Here is a 16,372-nt window from a genome sequence, read left to right as displayed (position 1 = left end):
CCTTGGGTGTTAGGAAGGGCCCCTTCTTATACAGAAAACGATAAGAAGGGGCCCTTCCTTGCGTTCCTAGCCGAGCGCTAGTGTTCGTATCTGTTGGATTTCGTGCGAGCGCGTTGGGGGCGGTGTGGGACGTCTGGTGCCGAAGATCCAGGGCCTCAGCTACGGCGGTGACTACAACCCCGAGCAGTGGCCCGAGGAGGTCTGGCCGCGCGACGTGGAGCTGATGCGCGAGGCCGGGGTCAACCTGGTCACCGTCGGCGTCTTCGCCTGGGCCTGGCTGGAGCCGGAGCCGGGCGGGTACGCCTTCGACCGGTTGGACCGGATCATGGACGGGCTGCACGACGGCGGGATCCGGGTCTGCCTGGCCACCGCCACCGCCTCCCCGCCGCCCTGGTTCTCGTACGCCCATCCGGAGACGCTGCCGGTGGACGCCGACGGCCGGCGCCTCAGCTACGGCAGCCGGCAGGCGATCTGCGCCAGCTCCCCGGTCTACCGGCAGGCCGCCCTGGCCCTCACCGAGCAGCTCGCACAGCGCTACCGGGACCATCCGGCGCTCGCCGTCTGGCACGTACACAACGAGTACGCCTGCCACAACGCGCACTGCTACTGCGACGTCTCGGCCGCCGCCTTCCGGGACTGGCTCCAGCGGCGCCACGGCGACCTCGCCGGGCTCAACGCGGCGTGGGGCACCGCCTTCTGGTCGCAGACGTACACCGACTGGGCGCAGGTGCAGCCACCCCGGGCGACCCCGACCTCGTCCAATCCCGGCCAGGTGCTGGACTTCAAGCGGTTCAGCTCGGACGAGCACCTGGCCTGCTTCGTCGCCGAACGCGACGCGCTGCACCGGCTCTCCCCCGGCGTACCGGTGACCACCAACCTGATGACCGCGAGCTGCGTCAACCTGGACCACTGGGCCTGGGGACGGGAGATGACCGGCCCGGACCGGCTGCTCTCCAACGACCACTACCTGCTCGGTGAACACCCGCTGGAACCGCCCGCGCAGATCGCCTTCGCCGCCGACCTGAGCCGGTCGCTGGCCGGCGGCCCGTGGCTGCTGATGGAGCACTCCACCAGCGCGGTCAACTGGCAGCCCCGCAACCTGGCCAAGCCCCCCGGCCAGCTCCGCCGGGACGCGCTGGCACACGTGGCCCGGGGCTCGGAGGGGGCGCTCTACTTCCAGTGGCGGGCCAGCCGGGCCGGCTCGGAGAAGTGGCACTCGGCGATGCTGCCGCACGCCGGCACCGACTCGAAGATCTGGCGCGAGGTGGTCCAGCTCGGCACCGACCTGCGCGCGCTGGCCGAGATCGAGGGCTCCCGGACCGGCGCCGAGGTCGCGGTGCTGCTGGACTACGGCAGCGTCTGGGCGCAGGAGGCGGCCAACCAGCCGAGCGCGGACATGGTCGCCTTCGACGAGATCCGGCGCTGGCACAGCGCGCTGTGGCGGGCCGGCATCACCGCCGACCTCGCCCCGCCCGACGCCGACCTGGGCCGCTACCGGCTGGTGCTCGCCCCCGCCCTCTACGCGGTCACCGACGACGCCGTCGCCAACCTCACCGGGTACGTCGCCGCCGGCGGCAGCCTGGTGATCGGCCCGTACAGCGGGCTGGTGGACGAGTGCGACCAGGTCCGGCCGGCACCGCTGCCGGGCGCCTTCGCGGAGCTGCTCGGCATCCGGGTCGAGGAGTTCTTCCCGCTCCGGGCCGCCGAGACGGTACGCCTCGACGACGGCTCCACCGCGGCCGTCTGGACCGAGCTGCTGGCCGCCCCGGACGCCGAGGTGCTGGCCCGGTACGCCGACGGTCCGGTGCCGGGCGCTCCGGCGATCACCCGGCGCGGCACGGCCGGGGGTCCCGCCTGGTACCTCGGCACCCGGCTGGCGGACGCCCCGCTGGGCCGGCTGCTCGCCGAGGTGGCGGCCGGGGTCGGCGTCCATCCCGAGCTGCCGGGTACGCCGGGCGTGGAGGCGATCCGCCGCCGGCACGCCGACGGCCGCTCGTACCTCTTCCTGCTCAACCACGGCGACCGACCGGCGGAGGTCGACGCCACCGGGCTGGACCTGCTGACCGGCGAACGCTGGACCGGTCCGACCCGGGTCGCCGCGCACGGTGCGGTGGTGCTGGCGCAGCCGGCCGCCGAGGGACCGGCCTGATGCTCGCCCAGCAGCGCCAGGAGGCGATCCTGCAGCGGGTCCGGTCCAGCGGCGGGGTCCGGGTCACCGAGCTGGCCGGCGAGTTCGGCGTCTCCGACATGACCATCCGGCGCGACCTGGAGGCGCTGGCCGAACGCGGCCTGCTCGCCAAGGTGCACGGCGGGGCGACCACCGCCGGGCCGGGCTCGACCGACGAGCCGGGCTTCGCGGCCAAGTCGGCGCGGCAGCGGGCCGAGAAGGCCGCCATCGCCCGCGAGGCCGCCCGGATGGTCACCCCCGGGATGGCGGTCGCGCTCTCCGCGGGTACGACCACCGCCGAGCTGGCCGGCCGGCTGACCGGGGTACCGGGGCTGACCGTGGTGACCAACTCGATCCCGGTCTCCGAGATCCTGCACCGCTCGGGCCGGCCGGACCAGACGGTGGTGCTCACCGGCGGGGTCCGTACCCCGTCCGACGCGCTGGTCGGGCCGGTGGCGGTCGCGGCGATCCGGTCGCTCAACCTCGACCTGGTCTTCCTCGGCGTGCACGGCATGAGCGAGCGGGCCGGTTACAGCACGCCGAACCTGCTGGAGGCGGAGACCGACCGGGCGCTGCTCGACGCGACCGAGCGGCTGGTGGTGCTCGCCGACCACACCAAGTGGGCGACGGTGGGAATCTCCTCCATCGCCCCGCTCTCCGCCGCGCACACCGTGATCTCCGACGTACGCCTGCCGGAGCCGGCCCGGGAGGCGCTGCGGTCGCAGGTCACCGAACTACTGCTCTGCGAGGTGTCGGGATGAGTGCTGCACAGGAGGTCCGGATCAGGCGGACGGCGGTGCGGCTCGCCGACGGACGCGAACTGATCTACTTCGACGAGCATCCGGACGCCGTGCGGGAAGGGCTGGACCGGCGGGAGCTGCCACCGCCGCCGCCCGCCTCGCAGCTCCGGTACGACCCGCTCGTCGACGAGTGGGTGGCGGTCGCGGCACACCGGCAGGGGCGGATCTTCCTGCCCCCCAGCGACCAGTGCCCGCTCTGTCCGTCCACTCCGGAACGCTCCAGCGAGATCCCGGCGTACGACTACGACGTGGTGGTCTTCGAGAACCGCTTTCCGTCCTTCAGCGACCGGCCCGGGGACCCGCCCGGACAGGTGACCCCGTACACGGCGGTCCGGCCCGGGACGGGGCGGTGCGAGGTGGTCTGCTTCACCGCCGACCACGACGCCTCGTTCGGCACCCTCCCCGCGCCCCGGGTCCGTACCGTGCTGGAGGCGCTCGCCGACCGGACCGCGGCACTGTCCGGACTGCCCGGGGTGGAGCAGGTGTTCTGCTTCGAGAACCGGGGCGTGGAGATCGGGGTGACCCTGCACCACCCGCACGGCCAGATCTACGCGTACCCGTTCCTGCCGCCGCGCAGCCGGGCGATGCTGACCGCCGCGCAGCGCCACGCAAAACGCACCGGTGGGCGGAACCTGTACGCCGACGTGCTCGCCGCCGAACGGGCCGCCGGGGACCGGGTGGTGGCGGGGAACGAGCACTGGACGGCGTACGTGCCGGCGGCGGCCCGCTGGCCGTTCGAGGTACACGTCGCGCCGCACCGGCCGGTGCCGGACATTCCGGCGCTGGACGACGCCGAGCGGGACGCCTTCGGGCCGCTCTACCTGGACGTGCTGCGCCGCTTCGACGGGCTGTTCGACATGCCCATGCCGTACATCTCGGCCTGGCATCAGGCGCCGGTGCACGCGGCACCGGGCCTGGGTCACCTGCACCTGCAGCTGTTCAGCATCCGGCGGGCGGCGGACAAGTTGAAGTACCTGGCCGGCTCGGAATCGGCGATGGGGGTCTTCATCAACGACATCGCACCGGAACGGGCGGCCGAGCTGCTGCGGGACGCCGGCTGAGCCGGTGGGCGACGACCCGTTGGTCGGGCGACGGCTCGGCCCGGGTCCGGTCGGGCGACGGCTCGGTCGGGGCGACGGTGGAAAGGGCGCGGGGGGCCCGGGACAGGGCCCCCCGCAGGGAAGGGACGGCCGGCTGTGCGCAACAGCCGGGAAGACCATTCACCGGTACGGACCTCTCGCGGCGGCCACCACCGGACTGGTCTTCCGGGACGCGACTGGCATCACGTCCATCCTGCTCAACGAGGCGGGCCGGCCGGCGGTAACGGCGCAAAACGGCCGATCTTGCCGCGTTCGGTGTGTTAGGAGGGGGCCCTTCCTATACAAAAAGCGATAAGAAGGGGCCCTTCCTTACACCTCAGGCGGAGAGCTTCTTGGCCAGGTTGGTGTCCAGCGCGGCCATGAACTCGTCGGTGGTCAGCCACGGGGCGTCCCGGGAGATCAGCAGCGCCAGGTCCTTGGTCATCTGACCACCCTCGACGGTGTCGACGCAGACCCGCTCCAGGGTCTCCGCGAAGCGGGTCACCTCGGGCGTGCCGTCCAGCTTGCCCCGGTGCGCGAGGCCCCGGGTCCAGGCGAAGATCGACGCGATCGGGTTGGTCGAGGTCTTCTCGCCCTTCTGCCACTGCCGGTAGTGCCGGGTGACCGTGCCGTGCGCCGCCTCGGCCTCGACGGTACGGCCGTCCGGGGTCATCAGCACCGAGGTCATCAGGCCCAGCGAGCCGAAGCCCTGCGCCACGGTGTCCGACTGCACGTCACCGTCGTAGTTCTTGCAGGCCCAGACGAAGCCGCCCTCCCACTTGAGCGCGGCGGCCACCATGTCGTCGATCAGCCGGTGCTCGTAGGTGATCCCGGCGGCGTCGAAGTCGGCCTTGAACTCCGCCTCGAACACCTCGGCGAAGATGTCCTTGAACCGGCCGTCGTACGCCTTGAGGATGGTGTTCTTGGTGGACAGGTAGACCGGGTAGCCGCGGTCCAGGCCGTAGCGCAGCGAGGCGCGGGCGAAGTCCCGGATGGAGTCGTCGAAGTTGTACATCCCCATGGTGACGCCGCCGCCGGAGAAGTTCGCCACCTCCATCTCGACCGGGGCTCCCCCGTCGGCCGGGGTGTAGGTGATGGTGACCGTGCCCGGCCCCGGCACCACGAAGTCGGTGGCCTTGTACTGGTCGCCGTGCGCGTGCCGGCCGATGATGATCGGCTTGGTCCAGCCCGGCACCAGCCGCGGCACGTTGGACATGATGATCGGCTCGCGGAAGACGACGCCGCCGAGGATGTTCCGGATGGTGCCGTTCGGCGAACGCCACATCTTCTTGAGGCCGAACTCCTCGACCCGGGCCTCGTCCGGGGTGATGGTGGCGCACTTCACACCGACGCCATGCTGCTTGATGGCGTTCGCCGCGTCGACCGTGACCTGGTCGTCGGTCTCGTCGCGGTACTGGATCGACAGGTCGTAGTACTGCAGGTCGACGTCGAGGTACGGCAGGATCAACTGCTCACGGATCTGCTTCCAGATGATCCGGGTCATCTCGTCGCCGTCGAGCTCCACCACCGGGTTCGTAACCTTGATCTTCGCCATCAGCCGGCGCTCCTCTCCGGGGACACGTGCTCAAGCAGTACGAGCGTACTGGAAGGTGCCGGCCCTCCCTACACTGGCCAGCATGATCAGTTACTCGGTCGGCGACGCCACCGTGGTCGCGCTGCCGGACGCCGAGGGCCCGTTCTTCCAGCCCCGCGCCGAGGCGTTTCCGGCGGCCACCGCCGAGCACTGGCGCCGGGCCGACGAGCGGGACCCGGCCACCGTCACCGCCGACCGGAGGTGGTGGCTGGCGTTCCGCTGCTTCGCCATCCGGCTCACCGACGGGCCGGCGGCCGGACGGGTGATCCTGGTCGACGCCGGGATCGGGCCGGCCGACGCGCCGGCCCGGAGCTGGGCACCGGTGCCCGGACGGCTGCCGGCCGAGCTGGCCCGGGCCGGGATCGCCCCCGACGAGGTCGACACGGTGGTCCTCACCCACCTGCACACCGACCACATCGGCTGGGCGGTGACCGGGCGGCCGGCGACGCCGTACTTCCGCAACGCCCGCTATCTGGTGCAGCGGGCCGAACTCGACGCGGTACGCCGGGCCGGCGACACCGCACCGGCCGGGCAGCCGCTGGCCGCGCTGGCCGCCGCCGGGCAACTCGACGCGGTGCACGGCGACCGGCCGCTCGCGCCGGGGCTGCGCCTGGTCGCCACCCCGGGGCACACCCCCGGGCACCAGTCGGTGCTGCTCACCGCCGCCGACCGGACGCTCCTGCTCACCGGCGACCTGCTGGTGCACCCGGTGCAGCTGGTCGACCCCGCCCTGGCCTACGCCCACGACGACGACCCGGACGCGGCCCGGGCGTCCCGGACGGCGGCGCTGGCCGACCTCGCCCGGCGACCGGAGCCGACGCTGGGCACCCCGCACCTGGGCGCACCGTTCGTTCGGCTGTAGTACGTCTTCAGGTCCATCGTCGGCGGTGACGGAATTCTCCGTACGTCGCCACGATCGGGCGCATGACTCCTCCGTACCCGGTCAGCCGCCGCCGCCTCGTCTCGGCCGCCGGCGCCGCGACCGCCGGCCTCGTGGTCGGACCGATGCTGCTCACCCCCGAGGGCGCCGCCGCACACGTCGCGTCCGGTGCCGGCGGGCCGCTCCCGGCCGGCCTGTTCACCCTCGGCGTGGCCTCGGGCGACCCGCTGCCCGACGGCGTGGTGCTCTGGACCCGGCTCGCCCCGCAACCGCTGGCCGGCGGCGGCATGCCGGCCCGGCCGGTGCCGGTGCGCTGGGAGGTGGCCGAGGACGAGCGGTTCCGCCGGATCGCCCGCCGGGGCACCGCGCTGGCCCATCCCGACCTGGCCCACTCGGTACACGTCGAGGTCTGCGGGCTGCGCCCCGACACCCGGTACCACTACCGGTTCCGGGCCGGCGCGGAGATCTCCCCGGCCGGCCGGACCCGGACCGCACCCGCCGACCGGTCCCGGCCGGACCGGCTGCGCTTCGCCTTCGCGAGCTGCCAGGACTACCAGGCCGGCGCCTACACCGCACACCGGCACCTGGCCGAGGAGGACCTGGCCTTCGTGGCGTTCCTCGGCGACTACATCTACGAGAGCCGGCCGAACACCGCCGCGTACCGGGTGCACGAGGGCGCCGACGAGCCGTACTCGCTGACCGACTACCGCAACCGGCACGCCCAGTACAAGACCGACCCGGACCTCCAGGCCTCGCACGCCGCCTTCCCGTGGATCGTCACCCTCGACGACCACGAGCTGGACAACAACTGGGCCGACGAGATCCCGCAGGACCCGGCCCAGCAGACGCCCGAGGCGTTCCGGGCCCGGCGCAGGGCCGCCCTCCAGGCGTACTACGAGCACATGCCGCTGCGCCGGTCCGCCCTGCCGCGCGGCCTCGACCTGCGGCTCTACCGGCGGCTGCGCTTCGGCGACCTGGCCAGCGTGCACGTGCTGGACACCCGGCAGTACCGCAGCGACCAGCCGGCCACCCTGGCCGAGGCGGAGAACCCCGCGCTGTCGATCACCGGGCCGGAGCAGGAACGCTGGCTGGTGCACGGGACGCGGACCTCCGGCAGCCGCTGGAACCTGCTCGCCAACCAGGTGATGTGGGCCTCCAACGACCGCACGGCCGGGCCGGAGCGGACGTACGACCTGGACAACTGGGACGGCTACCGGGTCCAGCGCCGCCGGCTGCTGGAGTACTTCGGCTCGGGGCAGGTCGACAACCCGGTCGTGCTGACCGGGGACCGGCACTGCACCTGGGTCTGCGACCTGAAGCCGGACTTCGACGACCCGGCCTCGCCGGTGGTCGCCGCGGAGATCACCGGTACGTCGATCACCTCGGGCGGCAACGCCGATCCGGTCGCCTTCCACCGCACGTACGACCCGATCATGGCGGAGAGCCCGCACTGGAAGTACATCGACAACCAGCGGGGCTACGTCGTCTGCGACGTGGACCGGGACCGGATGCTCAGCTCGCTACGGCTGGTCGACACCGTGCTCGGCCCGACCGCCACCGTCCGGACCGCCGCGGAGTTCGTGGTGCTGGCCGGCGTACCCGGCATCTCGGTCGCCTGACTGCAAGGGGGAAGGCTGCAAGGAAGGGCCCCTTCCTATCGCTTTTTGCATAAGAAGGGGCCCTTCCTAACAGCTCAGCCGGGCGAGCGCGTCACATGTTGGCGACGTCGCCCTGCTTGGCGCGGACCGCCTCGGCCGCCGCCTTCAGGCTGGCGATCTCGTCGTCGTCGAGCGGCGTCTCCACGACCCGCCGGATCCCCTCGCGGCCCAGTTCGGCCTCCACGCCCAGGTAGACGCCGGAGATGCCGTACTCGCCGTCGACCCAGGCGCAGACCGGCATGACCTCGCCGGAGTCGGTGGCGACGGCCCGGGCCATCCGGGCGGCGGCGGCGGACGGGGCGTAGTACGCCGAGCCGGTCTTGAGCAGTGCGACCACCTCGGCGCCGCCGTTGCGGGTCCGGACCACCAGGTCCTCGATCTGCTCGGCCGGCATGACCTCGCGCAGCGGCTTGCCGTTGACGATGCTCTGCGACGGCACCGGCACCATCGTGTCGCCGTGCGAGCCCAGCGTCAGGGTCCGCACCGACGCCACCGGCACCTTGAGGGCCTCGGCGACGAAGTTGCTGAACCGCGCGGTGTCGAGCATGCCGGCCTGGCCGAGCACCCGGTTCTTCGGGAACTGGGTGGCGAGCTGGGCCAGCGCGGTCATCTCGTCCAGCGGGTTGGAGACGACGATGACCACGGCGTTCGGGGCGTACTTGGCGACGTTCTCGGCGACCTGCCGCACGATCCGGGCGTTGGTCTCCAGCAGGTCCATCCGGCTCATCCCCGGCTTGCGGGGCAGGCCGGCGGTGATCACGACGACGTCCGAGCCCTCGATGGCCTCGTAGCCCTCGCCGCCCTTGCCGGTCGTCACGCCGACGACCTTGGTCTCGAACCCCTCGATCGGACGCGACTGGTTGAGGTCCAGCGCGAGGCCCTCGGGCTTGCCCTCGACGATGTCGGTGATCACGACCGTGTCGAAGACGTCGTACTCCGCCAGCCGCTGCGCGGTCGTGGAGCCGTAGAAACCAGCGCCGACGACGGTGACCTTTTTGCCCATGCCGTCCCACTCTCTGATACCGGTCGGGTTATGTCCGGACGGTATCAGCCAGGGCCGTCCCGATCCGGTCAGGGGCGCATTTGGCTGGTGGGACCCGGGAGGCGGCTGGGGTCCTACTCCGCTGCCGGCCCGGCCTCGCGCTCCGCGCGCTCCACCACGTTGCTGAGCAGCATGGCCCGGGTCATCGGGCCGACGCCGCCGGGCATCGGCGCGAGCGCGCCGGCCACCTCGGCGACGTCCGCACCCACGTCACCGGTGTAGCGGCCCTTGCCGTCCGCGCCGATCACCCGGGTGATCCCCACGTCCACGACCACGGCGCCGGGCCGGATCATGTCGGCCGTGAGCAGCCCCGGTACGCCCGCGGCGACGATCACGATGTCGGCGGACCGGGTGTGTGCGGCCAGGTCCAGCGTGCCGGTGTGGCAGAGCGTCACCGTGGCGTTCTCGCTGCGTCGGGTGAGCAGCAGGCCCAGCGGGCGGCCGACCGTGTTCCCCCGGCCGACCACGGCCACCTCGGCGCCACGCAGCGGTACGTCGTACCGGCGCAGCAGCTCGACGATGCCGCGCGGGGTGCAGGGCAGCGGGCCGGGGTAGCCGAGCACGAGCCGACCGAGGTTGATCGGGTGCAGCCCGTCGGCGTCGCAGTCCGGGTCGATCGCCTCCAGCACCCGCTGGGTGTCGATCTGGGCCGGGAGCGGCAGCTGCACGATGTATCCGTGGCAGGCCGGGTCGGCGTTGAGTTCGGCGACGACGGCGTCGACCTGCTCCTGGGTGGCGTCGGCGGGCAGCTCGCGGCGGATCGAGGCGATGCCCACCTCCGCGCAGTCGCGGTGCTTGCCGTTGACGTACGCCTGCGAGCCGGGGTCCTCGCCCACCAGCACGGTGCCCAGCCCGGGTACGACGCCCCGCTCGGCCAGCGCCTTGGCCCGGCTGCGCAGCTCGTCCTTGATGTGTGCCGCGGTGGCTTTTCCGTCCAGAAGGGTGGCCGTCACAGGCAGATCGTCTCACGCCAGCCCGGTCGGCTGGTCGGGCACCCGGCTGGCCGGGGTGCGGATCGGCCACTTGGCCAATGGCCGGTCGGCCGGCCGACCAGGTGCGGCCGGGTGACTGTACGTAACCGTGTCTTTCGTCACCCTGAGTGAGATTTTGTGGGGTAGTCCACATTCCGCCAGGGCCGGAAAGGGACGAGCCGGACGATCTTCCCGGCCCCGCGGCACCGGAGACGTCGATCACGCCGAGCCGCATGCACCAGGGAAGATCCGAGATGTCCGGTTAGCCGGACCCATCGCGCCCCCAGCCCTATTACCAGGAGAAACACAGTCTGTGCAAGCCCTGACCCGGAGTTGTGTTACTCGGTCGTAATCATCCAGGTTGGCCAGGAGTCCCGGTACGACCTACCTTTACCGAGCGTTGCACAGCGTTACCCATTTCGGGTGACGACTGCTGAGCGTGAGGAGACGAGGAGGCTCAATGCAGGTTCGTAGGCTGGCTGCCTGGACCGCCCTCCCGCTCGCCGCGACCCTCGGCCTCGCGGCCTGTGGCGGCGGCGACTCGGGGGGAACCGACCCGAATGCCACGGTTTCCATCCAGATCGGGGAACCGCAGCACCTGATTCCGACCAACACCAACGAGTCAAGCGGCAACCAGGTGCTCTCCGCCCTGTTCACCCCGCTGGTCGACTACGACGCGCAGAACAAGCCGTACGAGGTCGCCGCGGAGTCCGTGACGTCCTCCGACAACGTGGTCTGGACGATCAAGCTGAAGGACGGCTACACCTTCCACAACGGCGAGAAGGTCACCTCCGACAGCTACCTCAACGCCTGGAACTACGGCGCGTACGCGCCGAACGGCCAGGGCAACGCCTACTTCTTCGAGAAGATCGCCGGCTACGACGACCTTCAGGCCGAGGACCCCGACGGCGACGGCCCGCAGAAGGCGGCGGAGCCGAAGGCCAAGACCATGACCGGGCTGAAGAAGGTCGACGACCTGACCTTCACGGTCACCCTGGCGAAGCCGTACACCGAGTTCAAGACGGTGCTCGGCTACAACGCGTTCTACCCGCTGCCGCAGGCCGCCTTCTCCGCCCCCGGGGTGATCAAGGCCGGCTTCGAGGACGCCCCGGTCGGCAACGGCCCGTTCAAGATGAAGGGCACCTGGCAGCACGACGCCAAGGTCGAGGTGGAGCGGTACGACGCGTACCCCGGCGAGAAGCCGAAGGTCGCGGGCGCCGAGTTCCGGATCTACCAGCAGCTCACCGCGGCGTACGCGGACGTGCTGTCGGACAACCTCGACGTGGACGTCACCGTGCCGACCGAGAACCTGAGCACCGCCGCCTCGGACCTGGGCGACCGGTTCCAGCAGAGCCCGGCCTCCGCCTTCCAGTTCATCGCGTTCCCCACGTACCAGAAGGAGTTCAGCACTCCCGAGGTGCGCAAGGCGATCTCGATGGCGATCGACCGCGACGAGATCGCCAAGTCGATCTTCAAGGGTTCGCAGGTCTCGGCCCGTTCGTTCGTCTCGCCGGTGGTCGCCGGCTACCGGGACGACACCTGCGGCGAGGCGTGCGAGTTCGACCCGGGCAAGGCCAAGGCGGCGTACCAGGCCGCCGGCGGCCCGGCCCAGCTGGAGATCACCTACAACGGCGACGGCGGCCACAAGGACTGGGTCGACGCCACCTGCAACCAGCTGAAGGCGAACCTGGGCGTGGACTGCGTCGGCACCGCCGAGCCGAAGTTCTCCGACCTGCTCACCAAGGTCGAGGACAAGCAGCCGGTCGGCCTGATCCGGATGGGCTGGCTCATGGACTACCCGTCCATGGAGAACTACCTCGGCCCGCTCTACACCACCAACGGGTCGTCGAACTACTACGGCTACAGCAACCCGGACTTCGACCGGCTGGTGCAGGAAGGCTCGACCTCCGCCACCCAGGAGGAGGCCATCCAGAAGTACCAGCAGGCCGAGGACATCCTGGCCAAGGACATGCCGGTGATCCCGCTGCGGTTCGGCCAGAACAACTTCGCGCACTCGACCAAGGTCAAGAACGTCGAGGTCGACCTCTTCCAGGTCGTCGACCTCACCAAGATCGAGGTCGTCAGCTGAGTTGACGCAAGGCCGGTCCGGGCCACTCGGTTACCCCCGGGTGGCCCGGACCGTTCCGCACACTCCGCACCCCACCCCTGCGGGGCCGCATCCCACGGAGAGTCAAGAGAGCTATGTTCCGCTACATCGTGCGGCGCCTGCTCCAGATGGTCCTGGCCTTCTTCGGGACCACTCTGATCGTCTACGCGCTGATGTTCGCCGGACAGGGCGACCCGATCCAGGCGCTCGCCGGCGAGCGCCCGGTCAGCGAGGCACAGCGGGCATACCTGACCGAGAAGTTCCACCTCGACCAGACCGGGATCGGTGGCTTCTTCTACCGCTACTTCGACTACGTCGGCAACCTGCTCCGCGGCGACCTCGGCGACTCGCTCACCGGCCGGGAGATCAGTGACATGCTCGCCCAGGCCTGGCCGGTCACGGTGAAGCTCGCGATCATCGGCCTGCTCGTGGCGATCGTGGTCGGGGTGACCTCCGGGGTGATCGCCGGCCTGCGCCGGGGCAGCATCTTCGACAACGCCACCCTGGTGCTGACCCTGCTGGTGCTGGGCATCCCGACGATCGTGCTCGCCCCGCTGGCGCAGTACCTGCTCGGCGTCAAGCTCTCGCTCTTCCCGCCCACCGCCGGGTCGGATCCCAGCCTCTACGCGCTCCTGCTGCCCGGCCTCGTACTCGGTTCGCTCTCCCTGGCCACGGCGCTGCGGCTGACCCGTACGTCGGTCGCGGAGAACCTCCGCTCCGACTACGTACGGACCGCGAAGGCCAAGGGCCTGCCGGTGCGGCGGATCGTGAGCGTGCACGTACTGCGGAACTCCCTGATCCCCGTGATCACCTTCCTCGGCGTCGAGCTGGGCAACCTGATGAGCGGCGCCATCATCACCGAGGGCGTGTTCAACATCCCGGGCGTCGGGTTCAACCTCTTCCGCGGCATCAAGACCGAGGACGGCCCCCTGGTGGTCGGCCTCGTCAGCGTCCTGGTCGTGGTCTATCTGGTGTCGAACCTCGTGGTGGACGTCCTCTACGCGGTCCTCGATCCCCGCATCCGGTACGAGTGAGGGACAGGCATGAGTGAGCTTGAGACCGTCGCCGCCGCGGGAATGGCCGGTGGCCGCAGCGGCGCGAAGGACCCGGAGACCCGGCCCCGCAGCCTGGCCGGGGACGCCTGGCGCGATCTGCGCCGCAACCCGATCTTCTGGATCTCGCTGGTCCTGGTCCTGGGCGTGACCGCCATGGCGGCGTTCCCCGGGCTCTTCACCAGCAACAGCCCGCAGGACTGCACGCTGGGCCGCCAGCACGCCGGCCCCGGCGGCGGCGCCCCCTTCGGGTACGACTTCCAGGGCTGTGACATCTACGCCCGGTCCGTCTACGGCGCCCGCGCCTCGCTGCTGGTCGGTGCGCTCTCCGCGTTGCTCACCGGGGTGATCGCGGTGGTGATCGGCATGCTCGCCGGCTACTTCGGCCGATGGGTCGACGCCGCGCTGTCCCGGGTGGTCGACGTGGTCCTCGGCATCCCGCTGCTGCTCGCCGCGATCGTCCTGCTCAAGCGGGTCAGCAGCGACAGCCCGAACGTCCGGATCTTCGCCGTGATCTTCGTCCTGGCCATCCTCGGCTGGACCACCGCGGCCCGGGTCATCCGCTCCTCGGTGATCGGCGCCAAGCAGCAGGACTACGTGGCCGCGGCCCGGATGCTCGGCGCCGGCAACGGCCGGACCATGTGGCGGCACATCCTGCCCAACGCCCTGGCGCCGGTGGTCGTGGTGCTGACCATCGCGCTCGGGTCGTTCATCGCCGCCGAGGCGACGCTGTCGTTCCTCGGCATCGGCCTGAAGGCGCCGACGGTCTCCTGGGGCATCGACATCGACGCCGGGCGCACCCACATGCGGGAGTCGGCGGTACCGCTGATCGTGCCGTCGACCTTCCTCGCGCTGACCGTACTGGCCTTCATCATGCTCGGCGACGCGATCCGCGACGCCTTCGACCCGAAGCTGCGGTGATCACATGAGCGAGCGAATCGGCAGAACGGGCGGCGTCCCGGCGGTGCCCGCCGCCACCCCGGACGGGGCGCACCTGCTGGAGGTGCGGGACCTGTTCGTCGAATTCCACACCCGGGACGGCGTGGCGAAGGTGATCAACGGCGTCTCGTACCACCTGGACGCCGGGGAGACCCTGGCCGTGCTCGGCGAGTCGGGCTCCGGCAAGTCGGTCACCGCCCAGGCCATCATGGGCATCCTCGACATGCCGCCGGCGGTCATCCCCAGCGGTCAGATCCTCTACCGCGGCACCGACCTGCTCACCCTCGGCGAGGAGGAGCGCCGGAAGGTCCGCGGCAAGCAGATCTCGATGATCTTCCAGGACGCGCTCTCCGCGCTGAACCCGGTCTTCCCGGTCGGCTGGCAGATCGGCGAGACGCTGCGGCTGCGCGAGGGGCTGTCCCGGGCCGACGCCCGGCGCCGGGCGATCGAACTGATGGAACTGGTCAACATCCCGGGGGCCCGGCAGCGGGTCAACGACTATCCGCACCAGTTCTCCGGCGGCATGCGGCAGCGGGTCATGATCGCCATGGCGCTCGCCCAGGACCCGGCGGTGCTGATCGCCGACGAGCCGACCACGGCGCTCGACGTGACGGTGCAGGCGCAGATCATGGACCTCCTCGGCGAACTGCGCCGGGAACTCGACATGGCGATGATCCTGATCACCCACGACCTCGGGGTCGTCGCCGACGTCGCGGACCGGATCGCCGTGATGTACGCCGGCCGCATCGTCGAGCACGCCGACGTGCACTCGCTGTACAGGGCGCCGGCGCACCCGTACACGAAGGGGCTGCTGGAGTCGATTCCCCGGCTGGACCAGCGCGGCCAGCGGCTCACCACGATCAAGGGCCTACCGCCCAACCTGATGCGCATCCCCAGCGGGTGCCCGTTCCACCCGCGCTGCCCGTACGCCCAGCAGGTCTGCGTCGACACCGTGCCGGCCAACCGGTCGCTCGGCGGCGGCCGTACCAGCGCCTGCCACTTCGCGGAGGAGGTCCTCGATGGGCGCGTCTGACCCCACCACGACGGCGGCCACGGCCACCAAGCAGCGCGGCGAGACCGTGCTGCGGGTCGAGAACCTCGTCAAGCACTTCCCGATCAGTCAGGGCATCGTCTTCAAGCGGCAGATCGGCGCGGTCAAGGCGGTCGACGGGGTCAGCTTCGAGCTGCGCCGCGGCGAGACCCTGGGCGTGGTCGGCGAGTCCGGCTGCGGCAAGTCGACGCTGGCCAAGCTGCTGATGCGGCTGGAGACGCCGACCTCCGGGCGGGCCGTGCTGGAGGGCCGGGACATCTTCACGCTCTCCGGCGGCGAGCTGCGGCGGATGCGGCGCAACGTGCAGATGGTCATGCAGGACCCGTACACCTCGCTGAACCCCCGGATGACGGTCGGCGACATCATCGGCGAGCCGTTCGACATCCACCCGGAGGCGGCGCCGCGCGGTGCCCGCCGGCGGCGGGTGCAGGAGCTGCTCGACCTGGTCGGGTTGAACCCCGAGCACGTCAACCGGTACCCGCACCAGTTCTCCGGCGGGCAGCGGCAGCGCATCGGCATCGCCCGGGCGCTCGCGCTCAAGCCCGAGGTGATCGTCTGCGACGAGCCGGTGTCGGCGCTGGACGTGTCGATCCAGGCCCAGGTGATCAACCTCCTGGAGGAGTTGCAGGACGAGCTGGGCCTCTCCTACATCTTCATCGCGCACGACCTGTCGGTGGTGCGGCACATCGCCGACCGGGTCGCGGTGATGTACCTCGGCAAGATCGTGGAGATCGGCACCGAGAACGAGATCTACGAGCGCCCCACGCACCCGTACACCCAGGCGCTGCTCTCGGCGGTGCCGGTCCCGGACCCGACCGCCCGCGCCCACCGGGAGATCATCCGGCTGGAGGGCGACGTGCCGTCCCCGGCCAACCCGCCGTCCGGCTGCCGGTTCCGCACCCGCTGCTGGAAGGCGCAGGACATCTGCGCCACCGAGGAACCGCAGCTCGTGCCCCGGGCCGCCGAGCCGCACCCGTCGGCGTGCCACTTCGCCGAGACCCGCCACGTCGTCGCCTGACGGTCGTCGCCAAC

13 protein-coding genes are annotated in these 16,372 nt (G+C 71.2%); 10 read left to right on the top strand and 3 right to left on the bottom strand.

The window, feature by feature from the left end; genetic code table 11:
* The first annotated feature begins 136 nt into the window (after positions 1 to 136).
* From ACQEUR_RS03870 to galT, 3 genes are read left to right on the top strand one after another with little or no spacing between them, the layout of a single operon-like run.
* Complete coding sequence (locus tag ACQEUR_RS03870) at positions 137 to 2,149, top strand: beta-galactosidase (protein WP_433025231.1); 2,013 nt, start codon at positions 137 to 139, stop codon at positions 2,147 to 2,149.
* The gene (locus ACQEUR_RS03865; protein WP_433025228.1) at positions 2,149 to 2,928 is read left to right on the top strand and encodes a DeoR/GlpR family DNA-binding transcription regulator; all 780 of its coding nucleotides are present in this window, start codon (positions 2,149 to 2,151) and stop codon (positions 2,926 to 2,928) included. Before ACQEUR_RS03870 ends, ACQEUR_RS03865 begins: the two co-directional genes overlap by 1 nt.
* On the top strand, positions 2,925 to 4,028 hold the full coding sequence (gene galT / locus ACQEUR_RS03860) for a galactose-1-phosphate uridylyltransferase (protein WP_433025225.1): 1,104 nt from the start codon (positions 2,925 to 2,927) through the stop codon (positions 4,026 to 4,028). The genes ACQEUR_RS03865 and galT overlap by 4 nt, the downstream gene beginning before the upstream one ends.
* A gap of 355 nt (positions 4,029 to 4,383) precedes the next feature.
* On the opposite strand, the gene ACQEUR_RS03855 is transcribed toward galT, so the two are convergent.
* Positions 4,384 to 5,601 carry an NADP-dependent isocitrate dehydrogenase gene (locus ACQEUR_RS03855; protein WP_433025222.1) on the bottom strand — a complete coding sequence of 406 codons (1,218 nt, stop codon included), beginning with the start codon at positions 5,599 to 5,601 and terminating at the stop codon, positions 4,384 to 4,386.
* Between the two features lie 82 nt (positions 5,602 to 5,683).
* Between ACQEUR_RS03855 and ACQEUR_RS03850 the strand changes: the two genes are divergently transcribed.
* Entirely contained in the window at positions 5,684 to 6,502 is an 819-nt protein-coding gene (locus tag ACQEUR_RS03850) for an MBL fold metallo-hydrolase (RefSeq protein ID WP_433025219.1), read from the top strand.
* A gap of 62 nt (positions 6,503 to 6,564) precedes the next feature.
* The gene (locus ACQEUR_RS03845; protein ID WP_433025217.1) at positions 6,565 to 8,139 is read left to right on the top strand and encodes an alkaline phosphatase D family protein; all 1,575 of its coding nucleotides are present in this window, start codon (positions 6,565 to 6,567) and stop codon (positions 8,137 to 8,139) included.
* Positions 8,140 to 8,230: 91 nt separating this feature from the next.
* On the opposite strand, the gene mdh is transcribed toward ACQEUR_RS03845, so the two are convergent.
* Together mdh and ACQEUR_RS03835 are read right to left on the bottom strand one after the other, a co-directional pair.
* The gene (gene mdh, locus ACQEUR_RS03840) at positions 8,231 to 9,181 is read right to left on the bottom strand and encodes a malate dehydrogenase (RefSeq protein WP_433025214.1); all 951 of its coding nucleotides are present in this window, start codon (positions 9,179 to 9,181) and stop codon (positions 8,231 to 8,233) included.
* 113 nt (positions 9,182 to 9,294) lie between these two features.
* Positions 9,295 to 10,173, bottom strand: coding sequence for a bifunctional methylenetetrahydrofolate dehydrogenase/methenyltetrahydrofolate cyclohydrolase (locus ACQEUR_RS03835; protein ID WP_433025211.1), 879 nt, complete (start codon positions 10,171 to 10,173; stop codon positions 9,295 to 9,297).
* Positions 10,174 to 10,651: 478 nt separating this feature from the next.
* Here ACQEUR_RS03835 and ACQEUR_RS03830 point away from each other — a divergent pair, with 478 nt between their 5' ends.
* The 5 genes from ACQEUR_RS03830 (at position 10,652) to ACQEUR_RS03810 (ending at position 16,358) form a co-directional block, all read left to right on the top strand.
* Positions 10,652 to 12,280, top strand: coding sequence for a peptide ABC transporter substrate-binding protein (locus ACQEUR_RS03830; RefSeq protein ID WP_433025208.1), 1,629 nt, complete (start codon positions 10,652 to 10,654; stop codon positions 12,278 to 12,280).
* Between the two features lie 113 nt (positions 12,281 to 12,393).
* Positions 12,394 to 13,332 (top strand): ABC transporter permease, encoded by a 939-nt coding sequence (locus ACQEUR_RS03825; RefSeq protein WP_433025205.1) that lies wholly within the window; start codon positions 12,394 to 12,396, stop codon positions 13,330 to 13,332.
* Positions 13,333 to 13,374: 42 nt separating this feature from the next.
* On the top strand, positions 13,375 to 14,271 hold the full coding sequence (locus ACQEUR_RS03820) for an ABC transporter permease (RefSeq protein ID WP_433025951.1): 897 nt from the start codon (positions 13,375 to 13,377) through the stop codon (positions 14,269 to 14,271).
* 4 nt (positions 14,272 to 14,275) lie between these two features.
* A complete protein-coding gene (locus ACQEUR_RS03815) occupies positions 14,276 to 15,322 on the top strand; it encodes an ABC transporter ATP-binding protein (protein ID WP_433025202.1) in 1,047 nt (348 codons plus the stop codon).
* Positions 15,309 to 16,358, top strand: a complete 1,050-nt coding sequence (locus ACQEUR_RS03810) for an ABC transporter ATP-binding protein (RefSeq protein ID WP_433025199.1) — start codon at positions 15,309 to 15,311, stop codon at positions 16,356 to 16,358. The genes ACQEUR_RS03815 and ACQEUR_RS03810 overlap by 14 nt, the downstream gene beginning before the upstream one ends.
* Positions 16,359 to 16,372: the final 14 nt, after the last annotated feature.

The sequence above is a fragment of the Plantactinospora sp. CA-290183 genome, assembly GCF_050936375.1.
GTDB lineage: Bacteria > Actinomycetota > Actinomycetes > Mycobacteriales > Micromonosporaceae > Plantactinospora.
Note: the sequence above shows the minus strand (reverse complement) of the source record. Positions and strands in the feature narration are given on the sequence as shown.